Below are 22,173 nucleotides of genomic sequence, written 5' to 3' on the forward strand. Positions count from 1 at the left end.
TGGCATAGACGGAAATGGTAACCATTACTATTAAGGAATGACTTCAGTCCCGACCAAGAAACTGCCCGTCACGGTCCTGTCCGGATTCCTCGGCGCGGGCAAGACCACCCTGCTCAACCATGTGCTCGCCAATCGTGACGGGCGCCGCGTCGCGGTGATCGTCAACGACATGAGCGAGATCAACATCGACGCCGCCCTGGTTGCCGGCCAGGGGCACCTCGACCGGACCGAGGAGAAGCTGGTCGAGCTGACCAACGGCTGCATCTGCTGCACGCTGCGCGAGGACCTCATCGAGGCGGTCGGGGCACTGGCCCGCGACGGTCGGTTCGACCAGCTGATCATCGAGTCGACCGGCATCTCCGAGCCGATGCCGGTCGCCGCGACCTTCGACTGGGAGTTCGAGGACGGGTTCAGCCTCGGCCAGGTGGCGCAGCTCGACACGATGGTCACCGTCGTCGATGCGTCGACCTTCCTCGGTGAGCTCACCCGCGGCCAGCGCCTCGCCGACCGCGGCGAGGTCGCCGGGGACGGTGACGAACGCACCATCTCCGACCTGCTCGTCGACCAGGTCGAATTCGCCGATGTACTGCTGCTCACCAAGACCGACCTCGTCAGCGAAAAGGGTGCCGGGACGGTGGAGGCGACGCTGCGCAGGCTGAACCCGTCCGCGCGACTGCTGCGCACGGTGGCAGGCGTCGTCGACCTCGACGAGGTCCTCGAGACCGGCCTCTACGACCCCGAGCTCGCCGCCCGGGCTCCCGGCTGGGACGACGAGCTGGCCGGTGGGCACACCCCGGAGACCGAGGAGTACGGCATCCGCAGCGTCACCTACCGGGCCGACCGGCCGTTCCATCCCGCGCGCCTCGAGGTCGCGCTCGCGGAGCTGAAGGGGTTGCTGCGCAGCAAGGGGTTCTGCTGGATCGCCAGCAGGCCCGAGGTCGCGGCGATCTGGTCGCAGGCGGGGCCGAACCTGACGATCGAGCCCGCGCAGCTGTGGTCGAGCGCCGAGGTGCCACCGGGGCAGGAGCTCGTCTTCATCGGTGTCCGCCTGGACGTGCACGCGCCGAAGCGGATCCTCGACACCGCCCTGCTGACCGACGGCGAGTTGGCCGCGGGCCCGAGTGCGTGGGTCGGCTACCCGGATCCGTTGCCCGCGTGGGAACTCGACGACCACGAGCACTGAGGCGGGGCGGTTCACGCCCCCGCGACGCCGCCGCTCAGGCTGAGCGCGGGCGTGTACCGCTTCATGCCGAGACCGGTCACGCCGGGAAAGCTCTGCACCCGGTGCCACTCGGGCGTCGCCGAGCCGATGCCCTCGCCCCCGGCGAGGGCATCGATGTGCGCCTGCGCGCTCTCCCACTCGGCGTAGTTGAGCACCCGGGTCCCGTCGACGCTGACGTGGAAGTGTCCGGAGATCCCGCCGGGGGCCGGCTCCGGGTCGTTCTCCAGCGCCTCGAAGACGCCGTCCACCCAGGCCCGCTGGCGCACGGGGTCGGGACCGTCGAACTCGATGTCGACGACGATGATCGCGCCCGGCACCCGGCCGGCGTCCCCGGCGGAGCCGCCCCTGTTTCGGTACAGCTCGTACGTGTGCAGCCAGAGTCGCTCGATGCCGGGCACCGCGGCGTCGATCTCCGCGACCGTGTCGCTCCGCGCCCCCGTCAGCCAGATCCGGTAGCTCTCCTCGTCGGCCCACTGTGAGTAGTGGAACAGCGTCCCGCCGTCATTGCCGATGTAGACGCTGTAGGAGAGCAGGTGCTCGTCGGGCCAGTCGCGCTTGCCCCAGGCCGCGGCGATCGCGTCGACCGCCGCCCGCTGTCGCTCGGGCGTGCCGACGTCCCAAGCACTGGCCTTGACGATGCCGGCACCGGGACGGGTGATCCGTGGCAGCGCGTGGGGGTTCCTGACGACGCTCATGGCTGATCTCCGGTCTCTCGGGGGGCGCTGGGGCTCGGGTCCTGAGAGACATCCTTGAACCTGAAGTTCAATTGAGGTCAAGCCGTGGGGACGCGGTCACTCGACGGCGTAGTCCACGGGTGGTTTTGCCATCTCCTGCCGGTAATGCCGGATGCCGAGCACCGTGCCGACGATCAGGCACACCACCATCACTGCGAGCACCGCAGGCATCAGCCACGGGACGCGCTGGAGGAACTCGCCCGCGTAGTAGCCGATCAGCAGCAGCACCGGGGCCCACGCGAGCGCGCCCAGGCTGCTGGCCACCGTGTACATGCGGTGGTTCATCCCCGCCGCGCCCGCGACCAGCGGGCACAGGGTCCGGACGAACGGAATCCAGCGCGCCACCAGAACCGACAGGAAGCCGTGCCGATCCAACAGGACGTTGACCTTGTGCAGGTTCTCGGCCGTCACGTAGCGGCCCCCGCGGCGCGCCACCAGATGGTGCCCGGTGCGCAGGCCGATCCGGTAGCCGACCTGGTTGCCCGCGATGGCGGCGACGGCGGCACCCGCGGACAGCGCCCACACGTGGGCCGAACCCGAGGAGTGGCCCGCCAGCACGATGCCCGCTGTGATCAACAGGGAGTCACCGGGCAGGAACAGGCCGATGATGACGGCGCACTCGAGGAAGACGAAGGCGAGGACGATCAGCCACACCACCGCCGGCCCGGCGGTTTCAAGTGGCGCAAAACTGCCGGCGGCGAGCGTCATCGGCTACGGCGTCGGGTCGTCTTGGGTCACGGGGACCTCGGGCGCTGTCGCTGCGACCGGTTCGCGGCGCGAGGCCAACACCTTCTTGGCCACCGCGGCGATGCCCGGCAGGATCGAGATGAAGACGATGAGCAGGAAGATGGCCTCGACGTTGTCGCGGATGAAGGCGACATTGCCGAGGAAGTAGCCCAGGATCGTGACGCCGCCGCCCCACAGGATGCCGCCGACGATGTCGTAGCCGAGGAAGGTGCGGTAGTTCATCTTCGAGACGCCCGCGATCACGGGGGTGAAGGTGCGCACGATCGGCACGAAGCGGGCCAGGATGATGGTCTTCGGCCCGTGCTTCTCGAAGAACGCGTGCGACTCGGTCACGTACTCCTTCTTGAAGAAGCGCGAGTCTTCCTTCTTGAACAGCGCGGGGCCGATCTTGCGACCGATCCAGTACGCGGTCTGGTCGCCGAGGATCGCCACGACAGGCACCGCGATCATCAGGACCCAGATGTTGACCGGCGGGTTCGGCTGTGCGGCGAGCAGGCCACCGGTGAAGAGCAGCGAATCGCCAGGCAGAAGCGGGAACAGCAGGCCCGTCTCGATGAAGACGATGGTGAGGATCGCCGGTAGCACCAGGTTCTTGAGCCACGACTCCGTCAGCAGATACATCGGGTCCATCCACTGGGGCATCAGGGCTAGGTTGGTCACGGACTCCGAGGCTGCCTGCACAATCACGCGGCCCAGAGTACCGGCGATCGGCGCGGGCTCGCCCGCCCGCGCCCCGCGGCCGGTCGGAACCGGGTGAACGCACGCGGCGCCGGCGGCAATCGTGAGGTCGCCGGTGGGCGGCGACGGTCAGGAGTCGTCGGGCACGCGCGGCGGGGTTTGCAATACTGCATGTACCCCCGGCGCCCCTGACATCAAGGGATGCGCCCCTCGACTCTTTAAATGGAGGTCAGTTCCGTGCCGATCGCAACTCCCGAGGTCTACGCCGAGATGCTCGGTCGGGCCAAGGAGCACTCCTTTGCCTTCCCCGCCATCAACTGCACCTCTTCCGAGACCATCAACGCCGCCATCAAGGGCTTCGCGGACGCGGGCAGTGACGGCATCATCCAGTTCTCGACCGGCGGCGCGGAGTTCGGTTCCGGCCTCGGCGTCAAGGACATGGTCACCGGCGCCGTCGCGCTGGCCGAGTTCGCGCACGTCATCGCCGCGAAGTACGACGTGACCATCGCGCTGCACACCGACCACTGCCCCAAGGACAAGCTCGACGGCTTCGTGCGTCCGCTGCTGGCGATCTCGCAGGAGCGCGTCAACGCGGGCCAGAACCCGCTGTTCCAGTCGCACATGTGGGACGGCTCGGCCATCCCGATCGACGAGAACCTGGAGATCGCCAAGGAGCTGCTCAAGCTCTCGGCGGCCGCGAAGATCATCCTCGAGGTGGAGATCGGCGTGGTCGGCGGCGAAGAGGACGGCGTCGAGGCCGAGATCAACGACAAGCTGTACACCTCCAGCGAGGACTTCGAGAAGACCGTCGACGCGCTCGGTGTCGGCGAGAACGGCAAGTACCTGCTGGCCGCCACCTTCGGCAACGTGCACGGCGTCTACAAGCCGGGCAACGTCAAGCTCAAGCCCGCCGTGCTCGAGGAGGGCCAGAAGGTCGCGGCCGCGAAGCTCGGCCTTGCCGCAGGCTCGCAGCCGTTCGACTTCGTCTTCCACGGCGGCTCGGGCTCGCTGAAGTCGGAGATCGAGGACTCGCTGAACTTCGGTGTCGTGAAAATGAACGTCGACACCGACACCCAGTACGCGTTCACCCGCCCGATCGCCGGACACCTGTTCGCCAACTACGACGGCGTCCTCAAGATCGACGGCGAGGTCGGCAACAAGAAGGTCTACGACCCGCGCAGCTACCTCAAGAAGGCCGAGGCCGGCATGACCGCTCGCGTCATCGAGGCCTGCAACGACCTCAAGTCCGCCGGACGCTCCGTCTCCGGCAGCTAGTCGCTCGCACGAAAGTGCAGCTACCGGCTCGGCCTCTCGGCCGATGCCCCGGTAGCTGCACTTTCGTCGTTTCCGGGCTAGGTCAGCAGACCTTCCACGCGTCGCCGTCGCGCTGCAGGTTGAACGAGCGCGCCGAGCTCTCGTTCGGGGCCGCGCCGGTGTGGACGGTGGCCTGGGCGATCGCGGTGTCGTCGGTGATGGAGACCGTGTCGATGCTCTCGACGACGGGGATCGACCGCTGGTCGACCGCCACCCGGTACACGTCGGCGAACTCGGCATCGGGGATCTGCGCGTAGTACGACGCCAGGTCGCCGCAGGAGATCGTCCGCAGGGTCGCGAGATCTCCGCCCTCGATCGCGTCGACGAAGGTGTTGATCGCGGTCTTGACCTGGTCCTCCGCCGAGTTGCTGCTGACCGTCGAGGTGAGCAGGTAGGCCCCACCCGCCGCGGCGGCCAGCACTACGCCGACGGTGACGACGATCGGCCATCGCTTCTTGCCGCTCGACGCGGGCTCCGGGGCGGGGATCTTGGCGGGCCCCGCGACCGGAGGTGCCGGGCGCGGCGGCGCGGCGATGGGAGAGGCACCCGCGGGCGGCCGGACCGCCGGTGCGGGTCGGCCGGGACCGACCTTGGCCGGCGCGGCCTTGGGGCGCGAGACCTGGGTCGGGGGCACCACGGCGTTGGGCCGTGCGGGCGGCGGGGTGACCCTCGGGAGGGCGACGGTGGCGTCGTCGGGGGCGGCGGGCGGCGGTGTGACCCTCGGGAGGGCGACGGTGGCGTCGTCTGGGGTCCCGGCGGTGGCCGCGGGTGCGGACTGCGGGGCGGTGGTGGGCGCGGGCGGGGCGCCTGCGGGCACGACCTTTCGCGGTGCGGCCGTCGGAGCCTGCGGCTTCCATGCCGCGCCCGACCTCTCCACCGGGACGGTGACCGCGGCGAATCCGTCCTCATCGGCGTCGGTGTCCGTGTCCGTGTCCGTCGGCTCGGGCTCGGCCGGTGCGTGGACGTCCTCGGCCTTGGATTCGGCGTCCGCCTCGGGCTCGGGCTCGGCCTTGGATTCGGCGTCCGCCTCGGGCTCGGGCTCGGCCGGTGCGTCCTCGCCCTGGGTCACGGCGTCCGCCTCGGGCTCGGACTTCGCTTCGGCGTCCGCCTCGGGCTCGGGCTCGGACTTCGCTTCGGAGTCCGCCTCGGGCTCAGCCTCCGCCTCAGGCTCTGCGTCTGCCTCGGCATCCGCCTCAGCCTCGGCATCCGCCTCAGCCTCGGCGTCGGGCTCGGGCTTGGCCCCCGTCTCGGCCTCTGGCTCTGTTCCGGGCTCGGACTTCGCTTCGGTCACGGTCTCGACCGGCGCGGGGTCCTCGTCCTTCTCGGTGTGCTCCGCCGACTCCGGTGCGACGTCGTCCGTCGCGTCGGTGACCGGCGTGTCGTCGGCCGCATGCCCGTCCGCCGCCTCCGCCTCGTCAGCGACAGCGACAGCGACAGCGACAGCGACAGCGGCATCGCCGGCGATGTCGGGTTCGGTGGCCGGGGTCTCGGCCTCGGGGGTCTCCTGTGCCTCGGCGTCCGTCGTCTCCGGCGTTGTCACCGAGGCGTTTCCGGTGTCCTTCGCGTCCGCGCCGATCGCTGCCCGGTCGCTGCCGGGTTCCGCGCTCTGGGCGGCAGAGTCCTTGGGTTCCGGGTTCTTGGGGTCCGACACGTCCGCCCTCTCGTTCGCCATTCCTGTTCGTGACTGTGGGCAGCCTATCGAGCGACCGGTGGTCGGGGCACAATGGTCGGCATGACCTCTTTCGGTGACCTGCTCGGCCCCCAGCCCACCCTGCTGCCCGGAGACGACGACGCGGAGTCCGAACTCCTGAACAAGGCGGACCCCAAGCAGGTTGCGGCCGACCATCCGACGGCGTCCATCGCGTGGGCCTACCTGGCCGAGGCCGCACTCGCCGACGATCAGACGATCACCGCCTACGCGTACGCGCGCACCGGCTACCACCGCGGGCTCGACCAGCTGCGACGCAACGGCTGGAAGGGTTTCGGTCCTGTGCCGTACAGCCACGAGCCGAACCGCGGGTTCCTGCGCTGCGTCGCGGTACTGGCCAAGGCCGCCAAGGCGATCGGCGAATCCGACGAGCACGCCCGCTGCCTGGACCTGCTCGAGGACTGCGACCCCAGGGCCGCCGAAGCACTTGGCCTCGGCTAGCCCTCAATTCTTCACCGCCGACCGGGGCCGCGCTCGACTGAGGGCCTCGGTCAAACGGCTGCGCGGGTCGGCGTTTCCCGTCCTGCAGTGCGCGCTCGCCGCCGGACTCGCCTGGTGGATCGCCAATGACCTGATCCACCACCCGAATCCGTTCTTCGCGCCGATCGCGGCCGTCGTCTCGCTGGGCCTGTCCCTCGGGGCGCGGCTGCGGCGGTCGGTGGAGCTGCTCGCGGGCGTCACCGTCGGCATCGGGATCGGTGACCTGCTGATCTCCCAGATCGGCACCGGCGCCTGGCAGATCGTGCTGGTGGTGATGCTGGCCATGTCGACGGCGATCTTCCTCGACGGCGGGCCGATCATCTCGATGCAGGCCGGCACCTCCGCGGTGCTGGTCGCGACGCTGATCCCGCCCGAACGTGGCGGTGGTCCCGACCGGATGATCGACGCCCTCATCGGTGGCCTGGTCGGGATCCTCGTCGTCGCGTTCGTGCCGACCCATCCGGTGCTGCGGGCGCGGCAGCACGCCGCCGCGATCCTCGGCACCGCGGGGGAGGTGCTGCAGCTGGTGGCGGACGGGCTGGTCGAGAACGACCCGGAACCGATCGTCAAGGCGCTGCAGAAGGCCCGCGACACCCAGTCGGCGATCGACGGGCTCCGCTCGAACCTGATCGGTGGCCGGGAGATCAGCCGGGTATCGCCGCTGTACTGGAACTCGCGCGAACGTCTCGCGCGGCTGAGCGCCACCGCCGATCCGATCGACAACGCGATGCGCAACATCCGGGTGCTCGCGCGACGGTCGCTGACGCTGGTCCGCGACGACGAGATCCTCGATCCGCGGTTGGTCGACGAGGTGGAGAAGCTCGCGCAGGCGCTGGAGGTGCTGCGCCGGATGATGCTGGCCGATCCCGGCGAGAAGCCCGACCAGGCCGACGCGGCCCGGGTGCTGCGCTCGGTGGCGTCCGGGGCGAAGGCCGAACTGGTGGAGAACGCGGGCGTGTCCGCGACCGTGGTGTTCGCGCAGATCCGCTCGCTGACGGTGGACCTGCTGCAGGTCGCGGGGCTGAAGCGGATCTCGGCCATCGCGACCCTGCCGCCGACGGTCGCGCATCCCTACTATCCGCCGGAGCAGTAGCGGCGACGATGTAGCCACATATGCGAATGTATGCATATGATGGACGCGAACCACACGAAGGGGAGCGTCATGGGAGTTGGGCACGGGCACAGCCACGGGGGTGAGCCGACCGCCGCGGGGCCGTCGGCGGGCCGGATCCGCCGGATGGTCATCGCGCTGGGGATCCTGCTCGCGTTCCTCGCGCTCGAGGTCGCGGTCGGCCTGACCATCAACTCGCTCGCGCTCCTCGCGGACGCCGGGCACATGCTCACCGACGTCGTCGGCATGTCGATGGGCCTGGTGGCGTTGCTGCTCGCCAGGCAGGGGTCCAAGGCCGCCGCACGCACCTTCGGCTGGCATCGCGCCGAGGTGCTCACCGCGATGGCCAACGCGGTGCTGCTGCTGGCCGTCGCGGCGTGGGTGATGTACGAGGCGATCGGACGGATCGGCGACGCCCCCGAGGTACCCGGCCTGCCGCTGATGCTGACGGCCGCTGCCGGGCTCGCGGCCAATATCGTCGTGATGCTGATGCTGCGCGCCGACGCCAAGGGCTCCCTCGCGGTCCGCGGTGCCTACCTCGAGGTGCTCGCGGACGCCGTCGGCAGTGTCGGCGTCCTCATCGCAGGCGCCGTGGTGCTGGTGTTCAACTGGCCGTACGCCGACATCGTGGTGGGCGTGCTGATCTCGCTGTGGGTGGTGCCCCGCGCGGTCAAGCTCGCGGGCGCCGCGCTGCGCATCCTCACCCAGGCCTCGCCCGCGCACGTCGACGTCGACGCCGTCGAGTCGGATCTGCGCGCCCTGTCCGGGGTCTCGGACGTGCACGACCTGCACGTGTGGACGCTGACCACCGGCATGGACGTCGCGACCGTGCACCTGACCAGCGAGGCGGATTCGCGGCAGGTGCTCGGCGCGGCGAAGGTCGTGCTCGACGCGCACGGGCTCGGCCACGCGACCGTGCAGATCGAGTCGGGCGTCGAGGGCAGCCACTGCCAGGAGAACCTCACCTGGTGACGCCGGCTAGCGGTAGCCCTCGGTGTTGGCGGGCAGGTCCCTGTCAGCCACCTCGACGAGATAGCGCCAGCAGTCCGGCCGCGAGCCGTCCACGTCGGTGAAGCCGTACCGTTCGGCCAGCTGCCCGCTCGAGACCACGGTTCCGCTGAACCCCATGACATCCGGGTCGGCGGCCAGCGCGGCGACCGCCCGGCCCACGAAGGTCGGCGACTCGGAGATGGCGAAATGCGGTTCCCGGTCGAGCGCGTCGCGCCAGTTGTCCTCGGCGACGCCGAAGATCTCCAGCATCGTCTCCGACCGGAGCCAGCCAGGGGTGACGGCGACCGCCGCGCCGCCCAGCGGGGCCAGTTCGTGGGCCTGCGCGGTGGTCATCCGCTGCACCGCGGCCTTGATCAGGTCGTAGTAGAAGCCCACCTGGTGCCGGTAGGCGACGTTGTATTCCGCTGTGCCGTCGGTCATCTCGACGACCAGGCCGCCGGGTCGGCGGATCAGCAGGGGCAACGCGACATGGCTGGTGATCGCGTGGGTGTCGATGCCCATCCGCAGCATGCGCAGGCCGCCCTCCAGGTCGTGCTCCCAGAGTTTGGTGCCGAATTGCGCGTATCTGTCCCCGCCGAAGATGTCGTTGACCAGGACGTCGAGCCGACCGTGCTCGGTGTCGATGCGGGCGATCAGCGCGCGTACCTGGTCCGGGTCGAGGTGGTCGACCCGCAGCGCGACACCGTCACCGCCGGTCGCCGCGATGAGATCGCCCGTCTCCTCGATGGTCTCCGGTCGGTCGATCTCCGACCGACCGGCCTCGCGGCTGCTGCGCCCGGTCGCGTAGACGGTCGCGCCTGCGCGGGCCAGCTCGACCGCGATGGCGCGGCCCGCGCCGCGGGTGGCACCCGCGACCAGCGCCACCTTTCCGGTCAGATCCGGCCCGCTCACCGGCTGCGCCTCGTGACGCCCGCGCCGGGCCGCCACAGGTCGACGTGCAGCCGGTCCTCCGAGACCGTCGTCAGGACCGCCTCCTCGACGCCGAGTTCGAAGATCTGCGCCTCGTCGCCGGGGTTCTGGTCGTAGCTCTCGAGGATTGCCTGCTTCTCGTCTCCGAACAGCTCGCGGGCGCGACCGGAGATCTTCGCGTCGCCGCCCTCCATGGTGTGGTGGCCCGGATTGGAGTGCAGCGAGAAGCGCGGGTCGCGGTGCAGGTCCCGCACCTTCATCGCGCCCGCCATCGACCCGAGAACCAGTAGTCCGCGGAAGATCTCCACCTCGGTGCCGCTGACCCGCGGGGATCCGTCGGCCCGCAGCGTCGCGAGGACGTGATGCTTGTGTACGCGCAGCCGCGCGGCGATGGATTCGGACAAGGCCGGTGCTTCGTCGGAGAACTGCTGCCAGGTTGTCATGACGGTCAGTGTGCACCGTAATCACTGACATCTTCTGTCAGTGATTACGGGATAGGCTTCGCCGGTGCGCTCCAGTCGGTTGCTCGACCTCATGCTGCGGCTGCAGGGCGGCCCGGGTAGCACCGCCGAGCGGCTGGCCGAGCAGCTGGAGGTGTCCGTGCGCACCGTGTACCGCGACGTCGCGGCACTGCAGGCCGCGGGCGTCCCGCTGTGGACGGAGAGCGGGCCGGGCGGCGGCATCCGGCTCCTCGACGGCTGGCAGTCCAAGCTCAGCGGGATGACCGGCGTCGAGACCTCCGCGCTCATGCTGCTCGGAGTCCCCGGTCTGGCTGCGGACCTGGGTCTGGGGGAGCAGACGGCCGCCGCGGAGGCCAAACTCCTTGGTGCGATGCCGCTTCCGCTGCGTGCGGGTGCCGAGCTCTGGCGCAGCCGCCTGCACGTGGACGCCCCCGGCTGGTTCGGGCGGGCGGCGAACGCCCCACACCTGGCGACGGTGGCGCGGGCCGTGCTCGACGGCCGTCGGGTGCGGATCGGCTATCGCAGGGGCGGCCGGGAGGTGACCCGCACCCTCGACCCGCTGGGGCTGGTGGCGAAGGCGGGCATCTGGTACCTCGTCGCCGCGCATCGCGGCGCGGCGCTGTCCTTCCGGGTCTCGCGGGTCGAGGCCGCGGTGGTCCTCGACGGGGACGCCCGACGACCGGACGACTTCGACCTGGCGGCCTGGTGGGCGCGATCGGCCGCCGAGTTCGACCGGTCGCTGCTGCGGTACCCGTGCCGGGTGCGGCTCGCGCCCGCGGCGTGGCGGTCGCTGCCCGCCGTTATCGGGCCGGAGGCCGCCCGGGTGACCCCGGGCCCGGCGGACGCAGACGGCTGGGTCGAGGCGGGACTGCTGCTCGAGTCGGAAGAGGTTGCGGTGCACCAGCTGACGGCGCTCGGCGCGGGCGTGGAGGTGCTGGAGCCGGCTTCGCTGCGCGCGGGCCTGCGCGCGATCGGTGCGGAGATGGCCCGACGGAACGGCTGAGGTCTCAGAGCATCCGGCGGACCCGGTCGAGCGCACGGGCCCTGCGCACCGACACCCGCGACCACAGTGCCTGTTGAATCGTCAGCGTCGCCCATCCGGCCATCGCCATGCCGGACAGGTTCAGCAGCAGCTGCAGGCTGCTGCCCCAGATCTCGTGACCGGCGCCGAATGCCAGGGCCAGTCCCACGTTTCCCGCGGCGGGCACCGTCGTCACGGAGATGAACACGCCGGCCAGTCCGGCCGACTTCGCCGAGGTCAGCGACAGCACGCCTGCGGCCGCCGCGATCACCGCCACGATGAACGACCACTTGTCCGGGCTGTAGATGAACGCGGTGTCGGGCCGCGGACCGGTGACGTCGTCGATCGTCACCCAGCCCAGCCCCCTGCCGACCACCGCGAGGATCGCCGTGACCGCGATCGCGACCACGAACCCGACGACGAGGGTGCGGACCGCGAGCGCGAGCAGCACCCACCGGCGCCGCACCAGCGCGACCCCGAGTGCGGCGATCGCCCCGAACTCGGGCCCCAGCACCATCGCCCCGATCACCAGGATCTGTGAGTCGGTGATGATCGCGATCGCCGCCAGCAGGGTCGCCAGGGACATGAAGCTCAGGTAGGTCCAGTTGAGTTCGGTCTCCTCGTAGGAGCGCTGCGCGACCTCCGCCCACACCACGGAGTCCGCGCTGCTGCCCGGGGTGCGCAGTTCGGCGTCGAATCCGCTGCGGGAGAGCCACGCGTTGACCGGTTCGATCTCGATGCTGCCGCGGTGGTGCAACCCGGTGGCCCGCAACTCGTCGATCACGTCGTTGGCCGCCTCCCTGGCGATGTCGGCGTACACCACGTCGCCCTCCGGGCGCAGCGAGGCGCCGCGCATCACCGCGAGGCCGCTGACGGCCGGTTCCGCGTCGAGGATCCTGAGGGCCTCGTCGGTCAGGTCGCTCGGCGCCAGGATCCGCAAATGGAGCATCCCGACAGTCTGCCGGGAGTCAGGCGGAAGTCGCGGGAGGTGGCCGGCACGAAATTCGGTTTCCGGGGTACCGACCTGGTCGATAGCATGGCGTGCCATGGCTACCCCACATCCCCGCGTGTACTTCGGTGACCGGATCGTCGACGTCGCGGAGGCGACGCTCGGCGTCGCCACCTCGGCTGTGCTGTACGGGCTCAGCGTGTACACGGTGTTCCCGGTGCAGGTCGACGGGTCCCGGCGTAGCGCATTTCGGCTGCGTGACCATTTCCAGCGAATGGTCGAGTCCTGCAAGATCATCGGGATGGATCGGTTCGCCGACGAGTGGGACTACGACCGATTCGTCTCGGTGGCAACCGAACTCGTCGCCGCGAACGCGCCGACCGAGGACGTGTTCGTCCGGGCCACCGTGCACGTCGACGAGTCGATCGCCGGCACCCGGGTGCGCGGCTGCCACACCACCGTCAGCATGTTCGTCTACGACGCGGTGCCGATCGTCCCGCAGGACGGCATGCGGCTCAAGACCAGCACCTGGCGCCGGATCCCGGACGACGCCATCCCCTCCCGCGCCAAGGTCAACGGGGCGTACGTGAACTCGGTGCTGGCCAAGCAGGACGCCATCGACGCCGGCTACGACGACGCGATCTTCCTCGATGGGAACGGCCACGTCTGCGAGCTCAGCGCAGCCAACATCTTCCTGGTCCGCGGCGGCACCCTGATCACGCCGGACGTGTCCTGCGACATCCTCGACGGCATCAACCGTCGGACCCTGCTCACTCTCGCGGCGGAGGACGGCATCCCCGTCGTCGAGCGCACCGTCGACCTCACCGAGCTGTACATCGCGGACGAGGTGTTCGTCACCGGCACCTCCGCGGGCGTCGCCCCGGTGTTCGAGGTGGACGGCCGGGTGGTCGGCGACGGCACCGCGGGACCGATCGGTCAGGCCCTGCGCAAGCGGCACGCGGCGGCCATGCGCACCGATGAGCTGCACGGCTGGGTCACGGAACTCTAGGCGCCTGCGGCGCCCGTGCGCGGTTGACGAGTGTGTGGACTCGTCAACCGCGCACGGGCGGCGGAGCCGCTCACTTCTTGACGGCGGTGAGCAGCAGGTACTCCCATTCCATGGTGCCGTCGCTGCGGTCGAAGCGTCGGCCCAGCTCGGCGAGCTCGCGGTCCAGGGCCTCGACGCGCTCGGGGTCGTCGGCGATCGCCCGGTACACCGCGATCGTCGGGCCGTAGCAGGCCTTGAAGAAGTCGCGGAACTGCTCGGCGGTGTCAAAGCAGTCGACGGTCAGCCGCTCGCGGCGCGCCACGACCTCTGTCACGCGGTCGCCGAGGAGGGTGCGCACGTGCTCCTCGCTGCCCCACAGCGGCGGCGGCTGCGCGCCTGCGGGCGGCGGGGGAGCGTAGGGCTTCATGGTCGCGAACATCTGGCCGATGAATCCCTCGGGCGTCCAGTTGATCAGCCCGAGCGTGCCGCCAGGGCGCAGGACGCGGACGAGCTCGTCGGCGCTCGGCTGGTGGTGGGGTGCGAACATCACTCCGACACACGAGATCACGGCGTCGAACTCGTCGTCGGTGAACGGCAGTGCCTCCGCGTCGGCCTCACGCCAGTCCAGCGTCAGGCCGAGCGACTCGGCCTGCCGACGGCCCGACTCGAGCAGCTCGGGGGTCAGGTCCGAGGCGACGACGGCGGCGCCGAGTCGGGCGGCGGGGATCGAGGCGTTGCCGGAACCGGCCGCGACGTCGAGGACCCGGTCGCCCGCCCTGATGCCGCAGGCCCCGACCAGGCTCGGGCCGAGGGCCGCGATGACGTCGGCGGCGACCGACGGGTAGTCGCCCAGCGCCCACATGGCCCGGTGCTTGGCCTTGATGTCGGGGGCGGCGGTGGTGTGTGTGCTCATGAAGTCCTCCTCGGATGTGGTGGTGTTTCCAGCGTCGGCCCATCCCGGCGGGAGCTCTAGTCCCAGATGTGAACCACCGGCGGTTCACGATCTGTACTGGCGTCCTCGCCGGGCCAGGCGTGTACTGGTCAGGGGGCAAACCGAGGAGGAAGCCGTGTCGGAATACGGCCAGTTCTGCCCGGTGGCGAAGGCCATGGAGCTGCTCGACGAGCGCTGGACCATGCTCGTGGTGCGCGAGCTGTTGGCCGGCAGCACCCGCTTCAACGACCTGCGGCGGGGTAACCCCAAGATGTCGCCCGCGCTGCTGTCCAAGCGCCTGCGGACGCTGGAGCGGGCCGGGGTGGTCCGCCGGACCGTCGAGGACGGCCGGAGCAGCTATGCGCTCACGCCCTGCGGTGAGGAGCTCGGCGGCGTGGTCGAGGCCCTCGGGGCGTGGGGCGTGCGCTGGATCGGCGAACTCGGCGAGGAGGACCTGGACCCGCACCTACTGATGTGGGACATCCGCCGCACGGTGCCGATCGACCGGTGGCCGCGCGGTCGCACCGTGGTGGCCTTCGAGTTCGACGACGTCGCCGCCCGCGCCGGGCGGTGGTGGCTCTGCGTGACCGGCGACGAGGCCGACGCCTGCGACTACGACCCTGGCTTCGAGGTGACCGTCACCGTCGCCACCGGCCTGCGCACCCTGATCGAGGTCTGGCGCGGGGACCGGTCCTGGGAGCAGGCGCTGACGTCGGGGCGGGTCACCATCTCCGGGCCGAGCTCGGTTGCGCGGGAGGTGCCCGCGTGGCTGGGGCAGATGAACCTGGCCGCGACCGTCAGGCCGTAGTGTCCGACGCTATGGCCAAGTGTCCAATTGGCTGGACACTTGGACGCCTGCGTGCCATGCTGCTGCCGTGCAAGATCATCATTCGTTCCGGGTGGGCGTCTCCGTCGAGGCCGCCCGGCTCGCCCGGGAACGGGCGGAGATCGCCGATGCGACGTACCGGAGTGTGATCGCCGAGGCGATCGCCGTCATGCGTGCCGAGGGGTTGAGCGACCGCAGGATCGCGGCGGAACTGGACGTCAGCAAATCGTCGATCCGGGCGATGGCGATCGGTCCCGAGGTCGACGACGAGTCGGCGGCCGGTCAGGTCGAGGTGCTCAGGTTCGGGGTGTGGGTCGACGTCGCGGGCATGTCCGGGCAGCACTTCATCATCGAGGACGACCAGCTCGTCAGCCACGAACGGATGGCCCGCCACGGTATCGACGTCGAACTCCTCCGCTCGGCCGGTCTCGCCGACACCGCCGCTCGCGAGTACCTGCAGGTGACAACCGGCCAGCGGATCCTCGTGTACTCACAGGAACGCTGGAAGGGCAGGCCCGACGAGACGACCGAGGACGGTTGGGATCGGCGAGGCCGCTACCTGATCGAGCGCTGCCCGGGCCTGGAGGACGGGCGATGCGCGGGCAGCCACACGTCGCTCCCGCTCGGTGAGATCGGGCTCAGGGACGGCGATGACCTCTTCGGAAACGGCTGGCCCGGTCGGCGCCCGACCGCACATCAGGTGTGGAAGCTGCTCACCGCGGCGATCGAAGAGACCTACGAGATCTTTGATCCCTCCTATCCGGAACTCGAGCGGCGGCGACGGCCGGGAACGACGCCGCGTTACCAGGCGCGGCCCGGAAACGGTGTGCCCGTGACCGATTCCCGTCGACGCTGATCCACCCGAAATCAACCGCTCGATCGAAGCGGTCCACGTGAGAAAGGGAGCCAGGAAGTGGCAACACAGGAAGAACTCGTCTCGGGAATCGCCGAGATCATCGAGGAGGTCACCGGAATCGAGCCGTCCGAGGTGACGATCGAGAAGTCCTTCGTCGACGATCTCGATATCGACTCGCTCTCCATGGTGGAGATCGCGGTCCAGACCGAGGACAAGTACGGCGTGAAGATCCCCGACGAGGACCTTGCCGGTCTGCGGACCGTCGGCGATGCGGTCGACTACATCCAGAAGCTGGCGGCCCAGGATTCGGAAGCCGCGGAAGCGATCCGGGCGAAGATCGAATCCGAGACCGACCGCCCCTGATCGGCGACCCGGGAAGGATCCGCCCCGGAAACCGGGGCGGATCCTTCCCGCCGATGGGTACTCAGGCCTCGGCCCGGCGTTCGGTGGCCGCCGGCCACGGGTTCACCCCGCGGTGCAGCCACTCGGCGGTGCCACGCCAGAACCCGTCCCGGTGCCGATCGTGGAAGAGCCCGAAGTGGCCGATCTCCTCGTGGCCCAACAGTGTCGGGTCCAGTTCCACCCGGGCGCGGTCGCTGCCCCGGTAGTACCCGAGCGTCCGTTCGAGGGCGGCGGGGGTGCCGAACTCGTCGTCCGTGGTGGCCACCGCCAGGATCGGTGCCCGCACGGCCGCGAACCGGCGCCGCACCTCGGCCCGCTCGCCGCGCGGGTAGCTGGACTCCATCGCGGCCCGGCGGAAGGCCCACTCGTGGGCCACACCCGCGGGCAGGTCCTCGAGCCAGCCGAGCCTGCGGCCGGGGAAGTACCCGTAGGCGGCGGTGAGCACCGGCATCGCCAGGTGCCACCTCGCGAGCAGGCCCACCCGGCTCCGGCGGGCGTAGTCGCGCCAGTACGCGTACTGGGCGCCGACGGTGAGCATCCGGTCCACGTGCACCGCACCGGCGGCGAACCCCGGCAGGAACCCGCCGATGCTGTGCCCGACCACGGCCAGCGGACGGTCCGGTTCCTGCGTCCGCGCGAACTCGACCGCCGCGTCGAAATCCTGCTCGCCCCACGCTCGCCACGGGATCGCGGCGCCGCGCAGCGTGCCGGGCGGCCGGGACTCGCCGATGCCGCGGTAGTCGTAGGTGAGCACCGGCGAGCCCAGCTCGGCCAGGAACCGCGCGTACCGGTGGTAGTAGCGGGCCAGCACCCCGGTGGCGCAATTGACGATCACCATCGGCGCGTCCGTAGCCGCGACCGCGGGATCGAACAGGTTCCCGCCCAGCACGACGCCGTCCCGGCACCCGAAGGTGACGGGACGGGTCGTGACCTCGGTTGATGTCACGCCAGCCGCTCGATCACCGTCGCATTCGCCATGCCGCCAGCCTCGCACATGGTCTGCAGACCGAAGCGGGCGCCACGTTGTTCCAGCGCGCCCACAAGGGTGGTGAGCAGCCGTGCGCCGCTGGCGCCGAGCGGGTGACCGAGGGCGAGCGCGCCGCCGTGCACGTTGACCCGGTCGAGGTCGGCGCCGGTCTCCTGTGCCCAGGCCAGCACCACCGAGGCGAAGGCCTCGTTCACCTCGAACAGGTCGATGTCCGCCAGCGCGAGCCCGGCCCGCCGCAGCACCCTCTCGGTGGCCGGGATGATCGCGGTGAGCATGTACAGCGGGTCGTCGCCCGCGACCGCGAAGCTGTGCAACCGCGCCAGCGGGGTGAGCCCGAGCCGGGCCGCGGTCTCGCTGGTGGTGATGAGCACCGCTGCGCTGCCGTCGCTGAGCGGGCTCGAGTTGCCCGCCGTGACTCCCCAGTCGATCTGCGGGAACCGCGTCGCCATCGCCTCGTCCGCGAATGCCGGACGCAGCGCCGCCAGCGACTCCGGCGTGCCGCCGGGGCGGATGGCCTCGTCGGTGCCGAGTTCGGGCAGTGTGGCGAGTTCCTTGGCGAAGGCGCCGCCGACGGTGGCGCGGTGCGCCTTCGCATGGCTCCGGAGCGCGAACTCGTCCATCTCGGCCCGCGAGATGCCCCAGCGCGCGGCGATCAGTTCGGCGCTGATGCCCTGGGGCACAAGCCCGTCCGGATAGCGCTCGGCGAACCGGGTGCCACGTGGATCGGCGCCCGCGCGGATATTCGACCCCATGGGGATGCGGCTCATCGACTCCACGCCGCAGGCGATCACCACGTCGTAGGCGCCGGAGATGACGCCCTGCGCGGCGAAGTGGACGGCCTGCTGGCTGCTGCCGCACTGCCGGTCGACGGTGGTGCCGGGCACCGATTCGGGGAAACCCGCGGCCAGCAGCGCCGTACGGGTGATGTTGGCGGCCTGCTGGTCGACCTGGGTGACGCAGCCGCCGATCACGTCGTCGACGAGCGCCGGGTCGATCCCGGTGCGATCGACGAGCGCGGTCAGGCTGTGCGCGAGCAGGTCCACCGGGTGGATCCCGTGCAGGGCGCCCCCCGGCTTGCCCTTGCCGATCGGGGTGCGGACGGCGGCGGCGATGACGGCGTCTCTCATGACTGCTCCTTCGTGGTGGCGCCGCCGAGGATTCGGCGGAGCTGGCGTGCTTGTCCGGCGAGTTCACCTGTCTCGGTGTGGAGTTCGGCCTCGTCGACGCACAGGTCGTCGGTCGCCCACGCGGTGCGGTGCCGCAGCCGGTACCAGCGCGAGGGTGGCGTTCCGGGTGGGAAGTGGGCGCTGAACTCGATGGTGGGGATCGGGACGGGCGCGGTGCGGGTGGCATACAGCCCGGGCGGCAGGGCGTCGAGCAGCACCGCCGCGGTCTCCTGTGGGGTGAGGTCGATGTCGGCGGTCAGGCGGATCCAGACGTCGAACTCCGGTGTCTCGCCGCCCGCGAACGGCCGCGCCGAGTTGATCGGCCGGATGTCGAGGTACTGCGAGAACGGCACGAATTCGACCGGGATCTCCAGCGGGGGAAGTGTTTCCGGGTCCACGTCGGGCGGCGACACGGGACCGGGTGGCCAGGCCACGGTGGTGCCGGGGGACCGGGCCAGCCGAACGACCGCTGTCGCGGCGTCGCCGAGGCGCGCCCGGACGCCCGCCGAGCGTCCACCCATGACCACCTCCGCGTCGACGGTCAACGGTCCCGCGGCGACCGGGGCGTACAGGTGGGCAGTGACCGCGACCGGGGTGGCGTCGAGGGCGCGGGCGGCGCCGCGGAGCAGTGCGGCGACGACCAGGCCGCCGTGGATGCCGCCGAACCCCCGCCAGGACTCGTCGAAGCTCGTCGGGAACCCGGTGGTGGTGGTGGTGGTGGTCATCGCAATACCTCCGCGGGCTCGGTGGCGGGGGCGGAGCGCTCCGGGGGCGAGGTGCGGGCGGTGATGCCGAGCGCGGCGGCGGCCGCGAGCGCCGAGACCGCCGCGACGGCCCACCAGGAATGCGTGAAAGCCGTTCGGGTGGACTCGAATCCGATGGGTGTGCCCAGGATGGCGACGAGGGCGCTGATGCCGATGACCGCGCCGATCTGCCGGTGCATGGAGACCACGGCGCTGCCGGTGGCCGCGCGATCCTGCGGCAGGCCCGCGGTGGCGGTGGCCAGGATGGTCGGCAGCGCCAGGCCGACACCGACGCCCGCGATCAGCCAGCCGGGCAGGACCTGCGTCGCGTAGGCCGGTTCCGGTCCGACGGACGCCGCCATGAGCACCGCGCCGCCGCCCCAGAGCAGGCAGCCGAGGGCGGCGATCCGGCCCGCGTCGACCCGGGAGGCGAGCCGCTGTGCGACGATCGCGAACACCGGCACCATCAGCGGGCCCGGCGCGATCGCCATGCCGGTGCGCGTCGCCGAGTAGCCCCAGACCGTCTGCATCCAGAGGATGGTCGCCAGCAGCGCGGCGGCGAACCCGGCGCTGAAGAGCAGCATCGCGGCGTTGGACCACGCGAAGCTGCGCACCCGGAGCATGGCGGGGTCGAGAATCGGTGCGCCGCCGCGGCCGTTCCGGATCCAGAACGCCGCACCCGACACGAGGGAGACCCCGAGCGCGCCGAGGACCCCCACGCTCGACCAGCCCCAGTCGGGCCCCTCGACCAGCGCGAGAGCGAGCGCCCCGACCGCCACGGTGAGCAGGGCGGCGGCGAGGACGTCGGGATGGTCGGCGTCGCGGTCGCGGGACTCGGGGATGGAGCGGGCCGCGAGCACGAGGAACGCGATCCCGATCGGGACGTTGATCAGGAACACCCAGCGCCAGGATGCGGCGACCAGGACGCCGCCGATCACGGGGCCTGCCGCGGCGGCGATGGCGCCTGCGGTGGCCCAGATGCGGACGGACGCGGAGCGGCGCTCGGCGGGCAGGACGGTGAGGATCAGGGCGAGGCTGGCCGGGGTGAGCAGCGCGGCACCGATGGCCTGGGCGGCGCGGAAACCGATGAGCGACCACAGGTTCGGGGCCAGCGCGCAGGCCGCACTCGCCGCGACGAACAGCCCGAGCCCGAGCAGGAATCCGCGGCGCCTGCCCACCTTGTCCGCCCAGCGTCCGAGCGGGATCAGCAGCGCGGCGTAGAGGATCGCGTAGCCGTTGAGGATCCAGCTCAGGTCCGCGAGGGAGTGGCCCGTGAAGTCGGCGCCGATCTCGTCGAACGCCACGTTGACGACGAACAGGTCGAGGCCTGCCAGGAAGCTCGCGCCGCAGAGCGCGAGGAGGACAGGTCCGGAGCGGACCGGCCGCGATAGCTGACTATGGAGTTCCATAGTCAGCAAGGTACGAGCTGACTATGGATTACGCAAGCCAGGGGTACGATGACGCCATGGGAGCGATTCACCTGGAGGGTGTGCTGGCCGACCGGGACGCCTGGCGGGCCACGCGATGCTCGATCGGCAAGGCGATGGAGGTCATCGGCACCCGGTCGGCGATGCTCATCATGCGAGAGGCCTACTACGGCACAACGCGATTCGACGACTTCGCGGCCCGCGTCGGGATCACCGAGGCGGTCGCGTCGGCGCGGCTGCGCGAGCTCGCAGAGGCCGGGCTGCTCGAGCGCAGCCCCTACCGCGAGCCCGGGCAGCGCACCCGGCACGAGTACCTGCTCACCGAGATGGGGCGCGATCTGCTGCCCGCGGTGCTGGCGCTGATGCAGTGGGGCGACAAGTACCTGCAGGACGGCAAGGGCGCGCCGCTGGACCTGGTCGAGAACGACACCGGTGAGCCGGTACGGGTGGAGGTGCGCGGCGAGTCGGGACGCGCGATGCCGCTCGAGGGGCTGCGGATCCGCCCCGGCGAGCAGTATCGCCGCCATGTCGAAGAGCGCCGTCGGCGCCCGTGAGTGCTCGACGAGTTCCTGCACTCGCAAACCGCGCACGGGCGGCGGAGCCGCCTACAGCCAGAAGCGCATCAGATAGTTGCCGTACTCGGCCCAGATCGACGGCACCCCGGACAGGCCGAACAGCCCGTAGATGGCGTCGAAGAACACCCGGTTGACCGACGGCACGAACAGGAACGCCACCAGGAACAGGATGCCCAGGCCCTTGTACTGGTCAAGGGAGCGGCGGGTCTGCGGGGACAGCGACGGCTCCAGCGCCCCGTACCCGTCCAGCCCCGGGATCGGGAGCAGGTTCAACACCGTCGCCATCACCTGCAGAAACGCCAGGAAGCTCAGGCCGTACCAGAAGACCTTGTGGTCGCTGCCGAGGCCGAAAAACCGGATGACCACCAGCAGCACCACCGCCGCGGCAGCATTGACCGCAGGACCGGCCAGTGAGATCTGCCGCTGCACCCGGGCAGGCAGGCCCGCGGTGCGCAGATAGACGGCGCCGCCCGGCAGCCCGATGCCGCCGAGAGCGATGAACAGCACCGGCAGCCCGATCGAGAGCAGCGGGTGGCTGTACTTGAGCGGGTTCAGCGTGAGGTACCCGCGGGCCTCCACCTCGTCGTCGCCGTGCCGCCACGCGGTGTAGGCGTGGCCGAACTCGTGCAGGCACACCGTGACCACCCAACCCGCGATGACCAGCAGGAAGACGCCGAAGTGCGCGAGCGTCGAGCGGGGCGCGGCGTTCCAGGACAGCACGCCGCCGAGCACGGCAAGCGCGAGCACGCCGTAGAAGACCGGGCTCGGGCGGATCGCGACCCTCCGAGTGGGGGCACCGGGAAAGGTCATGCGCCCAGTATCACCCGCATCCGCCTCGCGGCCGGCGAGGTGTGGCCGGATTCCTTCCGCTCGGGGCCGCCGAGCGGAAAGATGGCGGGTACGAACGTCGACCATTGCCCAGCTGG

Annotated in this window: 24 protein-coding genes; 11 read left to right on the forward strand and 13 right to left on the reverse strand. The window is 70.7% G+C overall.

The features are described from left to right. Positions 1-37 precede the first annotated feature (37 nt). Complete coding sequence (locus tag JOE46_RS21830) at positions 38-1,183, forward strand: GTP-binding protein (protein WP_209928474.1); 1,146 nt, start codon at positions 38-40, stop codon at positions 1,181-1,183. Positions 1,184-1,194: 11 nt separating this feature from the next. On the opposite strand, the gene JOE46_RS21835 is transcribed toward JOE46_RS21830, so the two are convergent. From JOE46_RS21835 to JOE46_RS21845, 3 genes are all read right to left on the reverse strand, one after another. Further along, entirely contained in the window at positions 1,195-1,917 is a 723-nt protein-coding gene (locus JOE46_RS21835) for an antibiotic biosynthesis monooxygenase (protein ID WP_097210055.1), read from the reverse strand. Between the two features lie 96 nt (positions 1,918-2,013). After that, entirely contained in the window at positions 2,014-2,664 is a 651-nt protein-coding gene (locus JOE46_RS21840; RefSeq protein WP_097210056.1) for a DedA family protein, read from the reverse strand. A 3-nt stretch (positions 2,665-2,667) separates the two neighbouring features. Further along, complete coding sequence (locus tag JOE46_RS21845) at positions 2,668-3,345, reverse strand: DedA family protein (RefSeq protein WP_209929227.1); 678 nt, start codon at positions 3,343-3,345, stop codon at positions 2,668-2,670. 273 nt (positions 3,346-3,618) lie between these two features. Here JOE46_RS21845 and fbaA point away from each other — a divergent pair, with 273 nt between their 5' ends. Further along, positions 3,619-4,656, forward strand: coding sequence for a class II fructose-bisphosphate aldolase (fbaA, locus tag JOE46_RS21850; RefSeq protein ID WP_027502545.1), 1,038 nt, complete (start codon positions 3,619-3,621; stop codon positions 4,654-4,656). 82 nt (positions 4,657-4,738) lie between these two features. Here the strand turns inward: fbaA and JOE46_RS21855 are convergent, their stop codons facing one another. Next, positions 4,739-6,367, reverse strand: coding sequence for a hypothetical protein (locus tag JOE46_RS21855; protein WP_209928476.1), 1,629 nt, complete (start codon positions 6,365-6,367; stop codon positions 4,739-4,741). 60 nt (positions 6,368-6,427) lie between these two features. On the opposite strand from JOE46_RS21855, the gene JOE46_RS21860 reads away from it, so the two are divergent. The 3 genes from JOE46_RS21860 to JOE46_RS21870 all read left to right on the forward strand — a co-directional run bounded on the left by JOE46_RS21860 (position 6,428) and on the right by JOE46_RS21870 (position 8,966). Next, complete coding sequence (locus JOE46_RS21860) at positions 6,428-6,844, forward strand: DUF3151 domain-containing protein (RefSeq protein ID WP_097210322.1); 417 nt, start codon at positions 6,428-6,430, stop codon at positions 6,842-6,844. Positions 6,845-6,881: 37 nt separating this feature from the next. Then, positions 6,882-7,976, forward strand: a complete 1,095-nt coding sequence (locus JOE46_RS21865) for an aromatic acid exporter family protein (protein WP_223263884.1) — start codon at positions 6,882-6,884, stop codon at positions 7,974-7,976. A gap of 69 nt (positions 7,977-8,045) precedes the next feature. Continuing rightward, the gene (locus JOE46_RS21870) at positions 8,046-8,966 is read left to right on the forward strand and encodes a cation diffusion facilitator family transporter (protein ID WP_097210323.1); all 921 of its coding nucleotides are present in this window, start codon (positions 8,046-8,048) and stop codon (positions 8,964-8,966) included. A 6-nt stretch (positions 8,967-8,972) separates the two neighbouring features. On the opposite strand, the gene JOE46_RS21875 is transcribed toward JOE46_RS21870, so the two are convergent. Both JOE46_RS21875 and JOE46_RS21880 read right to left on the reverse strand, forming a co-directional pair. Then, positions 8,973-9,896 carry an SDR family oxidoreductase gene (locus tag JOE46_RS21875; RefSeq protein WP_097210324.1) on the reverse strand — a complete coding sequence of 308 codons (924 nt, stop codon included), beginning with the start codon at positions 9,894-9,896 and terminating at the stop codon, positions 8,973-8,975. After that, entirely contained in the window at positions 9,893-10,357 is a 465-nt protein-coding gene (locus JOE46_RS21880) for a pyridoxamine 5'-phosphate oxidase family protein (protein ID WP_097210060.1), read from the reverse strand. The genes JOE46_RS21875 and JOE46_RS21880 overlap by 4 nt, the downstream gene beginning before the upstream one ends. A gap of 64 nt (positions 10,358-10,421) precedes the next feature. Between JOE46_RS21880 and JOE46_RS21885 the strand changes: the two genes are divergently transcribed. After that, on the forward strand, positions 10,422-11,378 hold the full coding sequence (locus JOE46_RS21885; protein ID WP_209928477.1) for a YafY family protein: 957 nt from the start codon (positions 10,422-10,424) through the stop codon (positions 11,376-11,378). A 4-nt stretch (positions 11,379-11,382) separates the two neighbouring features. Here JOE46_RS21885 and JOE46_RS21890 read toward each other — a convergent pair whose 3' ends face one another. After that, positions 11,383-12,345 (reverse strand): DUF389 domain-containing protein, encoded by a 963-nt coding sequence (locus JOE46_RS21890; protein WP_097210062.1) that lies wholly within the window; start codon positions 12,343-12,345, stop codon positions 11,383-11,385. 97 nt (positions 12,346-12,442) lie between these two features. Between JOE46_RS21890 and JOE46_RS21895 the strand changes: the two genes are divergently transcribed. Further along, positions 12,443-13,354, forward strand: a complete 912-nt coding sequence (locus JOE46_RS21895) for an aminotransferase class IV (protein ID WP_097210063.1) — start codon at positions 12,443-12,445, stop codon at positions 13,352-13,354. 70 nt (positions 13,355-13,424) lie between these two features. On the opposite strand, the gene JOE46_RS21900 is transcribed toward JOE46_RS21895, so the two are convergent. Beyond that, positions 13,425-14,246 (reverse strand): class I SAM-dependent methyltransferase, encoded by an 822-nt coding sequence (locus JOE46_RS21900; protein WP_209928479.1) that lies wholly within the window; start codon positions 14,244-14,246, stop codon positions 13,425-13,427. Positions 14,247-14,400: 154 nt separating this feature from the next. Here JOE46_RS21900 and JOE46_RS21905 point away from each other — a divergent pair, with 154 nt between their 5' ends. The 3 genes from JOE46_RS21905 (at position 14,401) to acpM (ending at position 16,309) form a co-directional block, all read left to right on the forward strand. Continuing rightward, positions 14,401-15,072 carry a helix-turn-helix domain-containing protein gene (locus JOE46_RS21905; protein WP_097210065.1) on the forward strand — a complete coding sequence of 224 codons (672 nt, stop codon included), beginning with the start codon at positions 14,401-14,403 and terminating at the stop codon, positions 15,070-15,072. 67 nt (positions 15,073-15,139) lie between these two features. Next, a complete protein-coding gene (locus tag JOE46_RS21910) occupies positions 15,140-15,946 on the forward strand; it encodes a helix-turn-helix domain-containing protein (RefSeq protein ID WP_143548371.1) in 807 nt (268 codons plus the stop codon). A 57-nt stretch (positions 15,947-16,003) separates the two neighbouring features. Continuing rightward, the gene (acpM, locus tag JOE46_RS21915; RefSeq protein ID WP_097210067.1) at positions 16,004-16,309 is read left to right on the forward strand and encodes a meromycolate extension acyl carrier protein AcpM; all 306 of its coding nucleotides are present in this window, start codon (positions 16,004-16,006) and stop codon (positions 16,307-16,309) included. A 61-nt stretch (positions 16,310-16,370) separates the two neighbouring features. On the opposite strand, the gene JOE46_RS21920 is transcribed toward acpM, so the two are convergent. The 4 genes from JOE46_RS21920 to JOE46_RS21935 are packed head-to-tail and all read right to left on the reverse strand — an operon-like array spanning position 16,371 to position 20,654. Next, positions 16,371-17,294 (reverse strand): alpha/beta fold hydrolase, encoded by a 924-nt coding sequence (locus JOE46_RS21920; RefSeq protein ID WP_209928482.1) that lies wholly within the window; start codon positions 17,292-17,294, stop codon positions 16,371-16,373. Continuing rightward, positions 17,291-18,463 carry a thiolase family protein gene (locus JOE46_RS21925; protein WP_209928484.1) on the reverse strand — a complete coding sequence of 391 codons (1,173 nt, stop codon included), beginning with the start codon at positions 18,461-18,463 and terminating at the stop codon, positions 17,291-17,293. The genes JOE46_RS21920 and JOE46_RS21925 overlap by 4 nt, the downstream gene beginning before the upstream one ends. After that, on the reverse strand, positions 18,460-19,227 hold the full coding sequence (locus JOE46_RS21930) for a thioesterase family protein (protein ID WP_097210069.1): 768 nt from the start codon (positions 19,225-19,227) through the stop codon (positions 18,460-18,462). The genes JOE46_RS21925 and JOE46_RS21930 overlap by 4 nt, the downstream gene beginning before the upstream one ends. Further along, complete coding sequence (locus JOE46_RS21935) at positions 19,224-20,654, reverse strand: MFS transporter (RefSeq protein ID WP_209928485.1); 1,431 nt, start codon at positions 20,652-20,654, stop codon at positions 19,224-19,226. The genes JOE46_RS21930 and JOE46_RS21935 overlap by 4 nt, the downstream gene beginning before the upstream one ends. Before the next feature lie 56 nt (positions 20,655-20,710). Here JOE46_RS21935 and JOE46_RS21940 point away from each other — a divergent pair, with 56 nt between their 5' ends. Next, positions 20,711-21,226 (forward strand): helix-turn-helix domain-containing protein, encoded by a 516-nt coding sequence (locus JOE46_RS21940; protein WP_097210071.1) that lies wholly within the window; start codon positions 20,711-20,713, stop codon positions 21,224-21,226. Positions 21,227-21,277: 51 nt separating this feature from the next. On the opposite strand, the gene JOE46_RS21945 is transcribed toward JOE46_RS21940, so the two are convergent. Further along, positions 21,278-22,057 (reverse strand): site-2 protease family protein, encoded by a 780-nt coding sequence (locus JOE46_RS21945; RefSeq protein ID WP_097210072.1) that lies wholly within the window; start codon positions 22,055-22,057, stop codon positions 21,278-21,280. Between the last annotated feature and the right edge of the window lie 116 nt (positions 22,058-22,173).

It is taken from the genome of Rhodococcus sp. PvR099, from assembly GCF_017833315.1.
Lineage (GTDB): Bacteria > Actinomycetota > Actinomycetes > Mycobacteriales > Mycobacteriaceae > Rhodococcus_G > Rhodococcus_G oryzae.

Bases quoted from the DNA above. Each gene is read 5' to 3' on its own strand.
- JOE46_RS21900 (WP_209928479.1), bottom strand. From the start codon at position 14,246: ATGAGCACACACACCACCGCCGCCCCCGACATCAAGGCCAAGCACCGG.
- JOE46_RS21935 (WP_209928485.1), bottom strand. From the start codon at position 20,654: ATGGAACTCCATAGTCAGCTATCGCGGCCGGTCCGCTCCGGACCTGTC.
- JOE46_RS21930 (WP_097210069.1), bottom strand. From the start codon at position 19,227: ATGACCACCACCACCACCACCACCGGGTTCCCGACGAGCTTCGACGAG.
- JOE46_RS21830 (WP_209928474.1), top strand. From the start codon at position 38: ATGACTTCAGTCCCGACCAAGAAACTGCCCGTCACGGTCCTGTCCGGA.
- JOE46_RS21925 (WP_209928484.1), bottom strand. From the start codon at position 18,463: ATGAGAGACGCCGTCATCGCCGCCGCCGTCCGCACCCCGATCGGCAAG.
- JOE46_RS21890 (WP_097210062.1), bottom strand. From the start codon at position 12,345: ATGCTCCATTTGCGGATCCTGGCGCCGAGCGACCTGACCGACGAGGCC.
- JOE46_RS21840 (WP_097210056.1), bottom strand. From the start codon at position 2,664: ATGACGCTCGCCGCCGGCAGTTTTGCGCCACTTGAAACCGCCGGGCCG.
- JOE46_RS21855 (WP_209928476.1), bottom strand. From the start codon at position 6,367: ATGGCGAACGAGAGGGCGGACGTGTCGGACCCCAAGAACCCGGAACCC.
- JOE46_RS21940 (WP_097210071.1), top strand. From the start codon at position 20,711: ATGGGAGCGATTCACCTGGAGGGTGTGCTGGCCGACCGGGACGCCTGG.
- JOE46_RS21870 (WP_097210323.1), top strand. From the start codon at position 8,046: ATGGGAGTTGGGCACGGGCACAGCCACGGGGGTGAGCCGACCGCCGCG.
- JOE46_RS21895 (WP_097210063.1), top strand. From the start codon at position 12,443: ATGGCTACCCCACATCCCCGCGTGTACTTCGGTGACCGGATCGTCGAC.
- JOE46_RS21860 (WP_097210322.1), top strand. From the start codon at position 6,428: ATGACCTCTTTCGGTGACCTGCTCGGCCCCCAGCCCACCCTGCTGCCC.
- JOE46_RS21945 (WP_097210072.1), bottom strand. From the start codon at position 22,057: ATGACCTTTCCCGGTGCCCCCACTCGGAGGGTCGCGATCCGCCCGAGC.
- JOE46_RS21835 (WP_097210055.1), bottom strand. From the start codon at position 1,917: ATGAGCGTCGTCAGGAACCCCCACGCGCTGCCACGGATCACCCGTCCC.
- JOE46_RS21880 (WP_097210060.1), bottom strand. From the start codon at position 10,357: ATGACAACCTGGCAGCAGTTCTCCGACGAAGCACCGGCCTTGTCCGAA.
- JOE46_RS21845 (WP_209929227.1), bottom strand. From the start codon at position 3,345: ATGCCCCAGTGGATGGACCCGATGTATCTGCTGACGGAGTCGTGGCTC.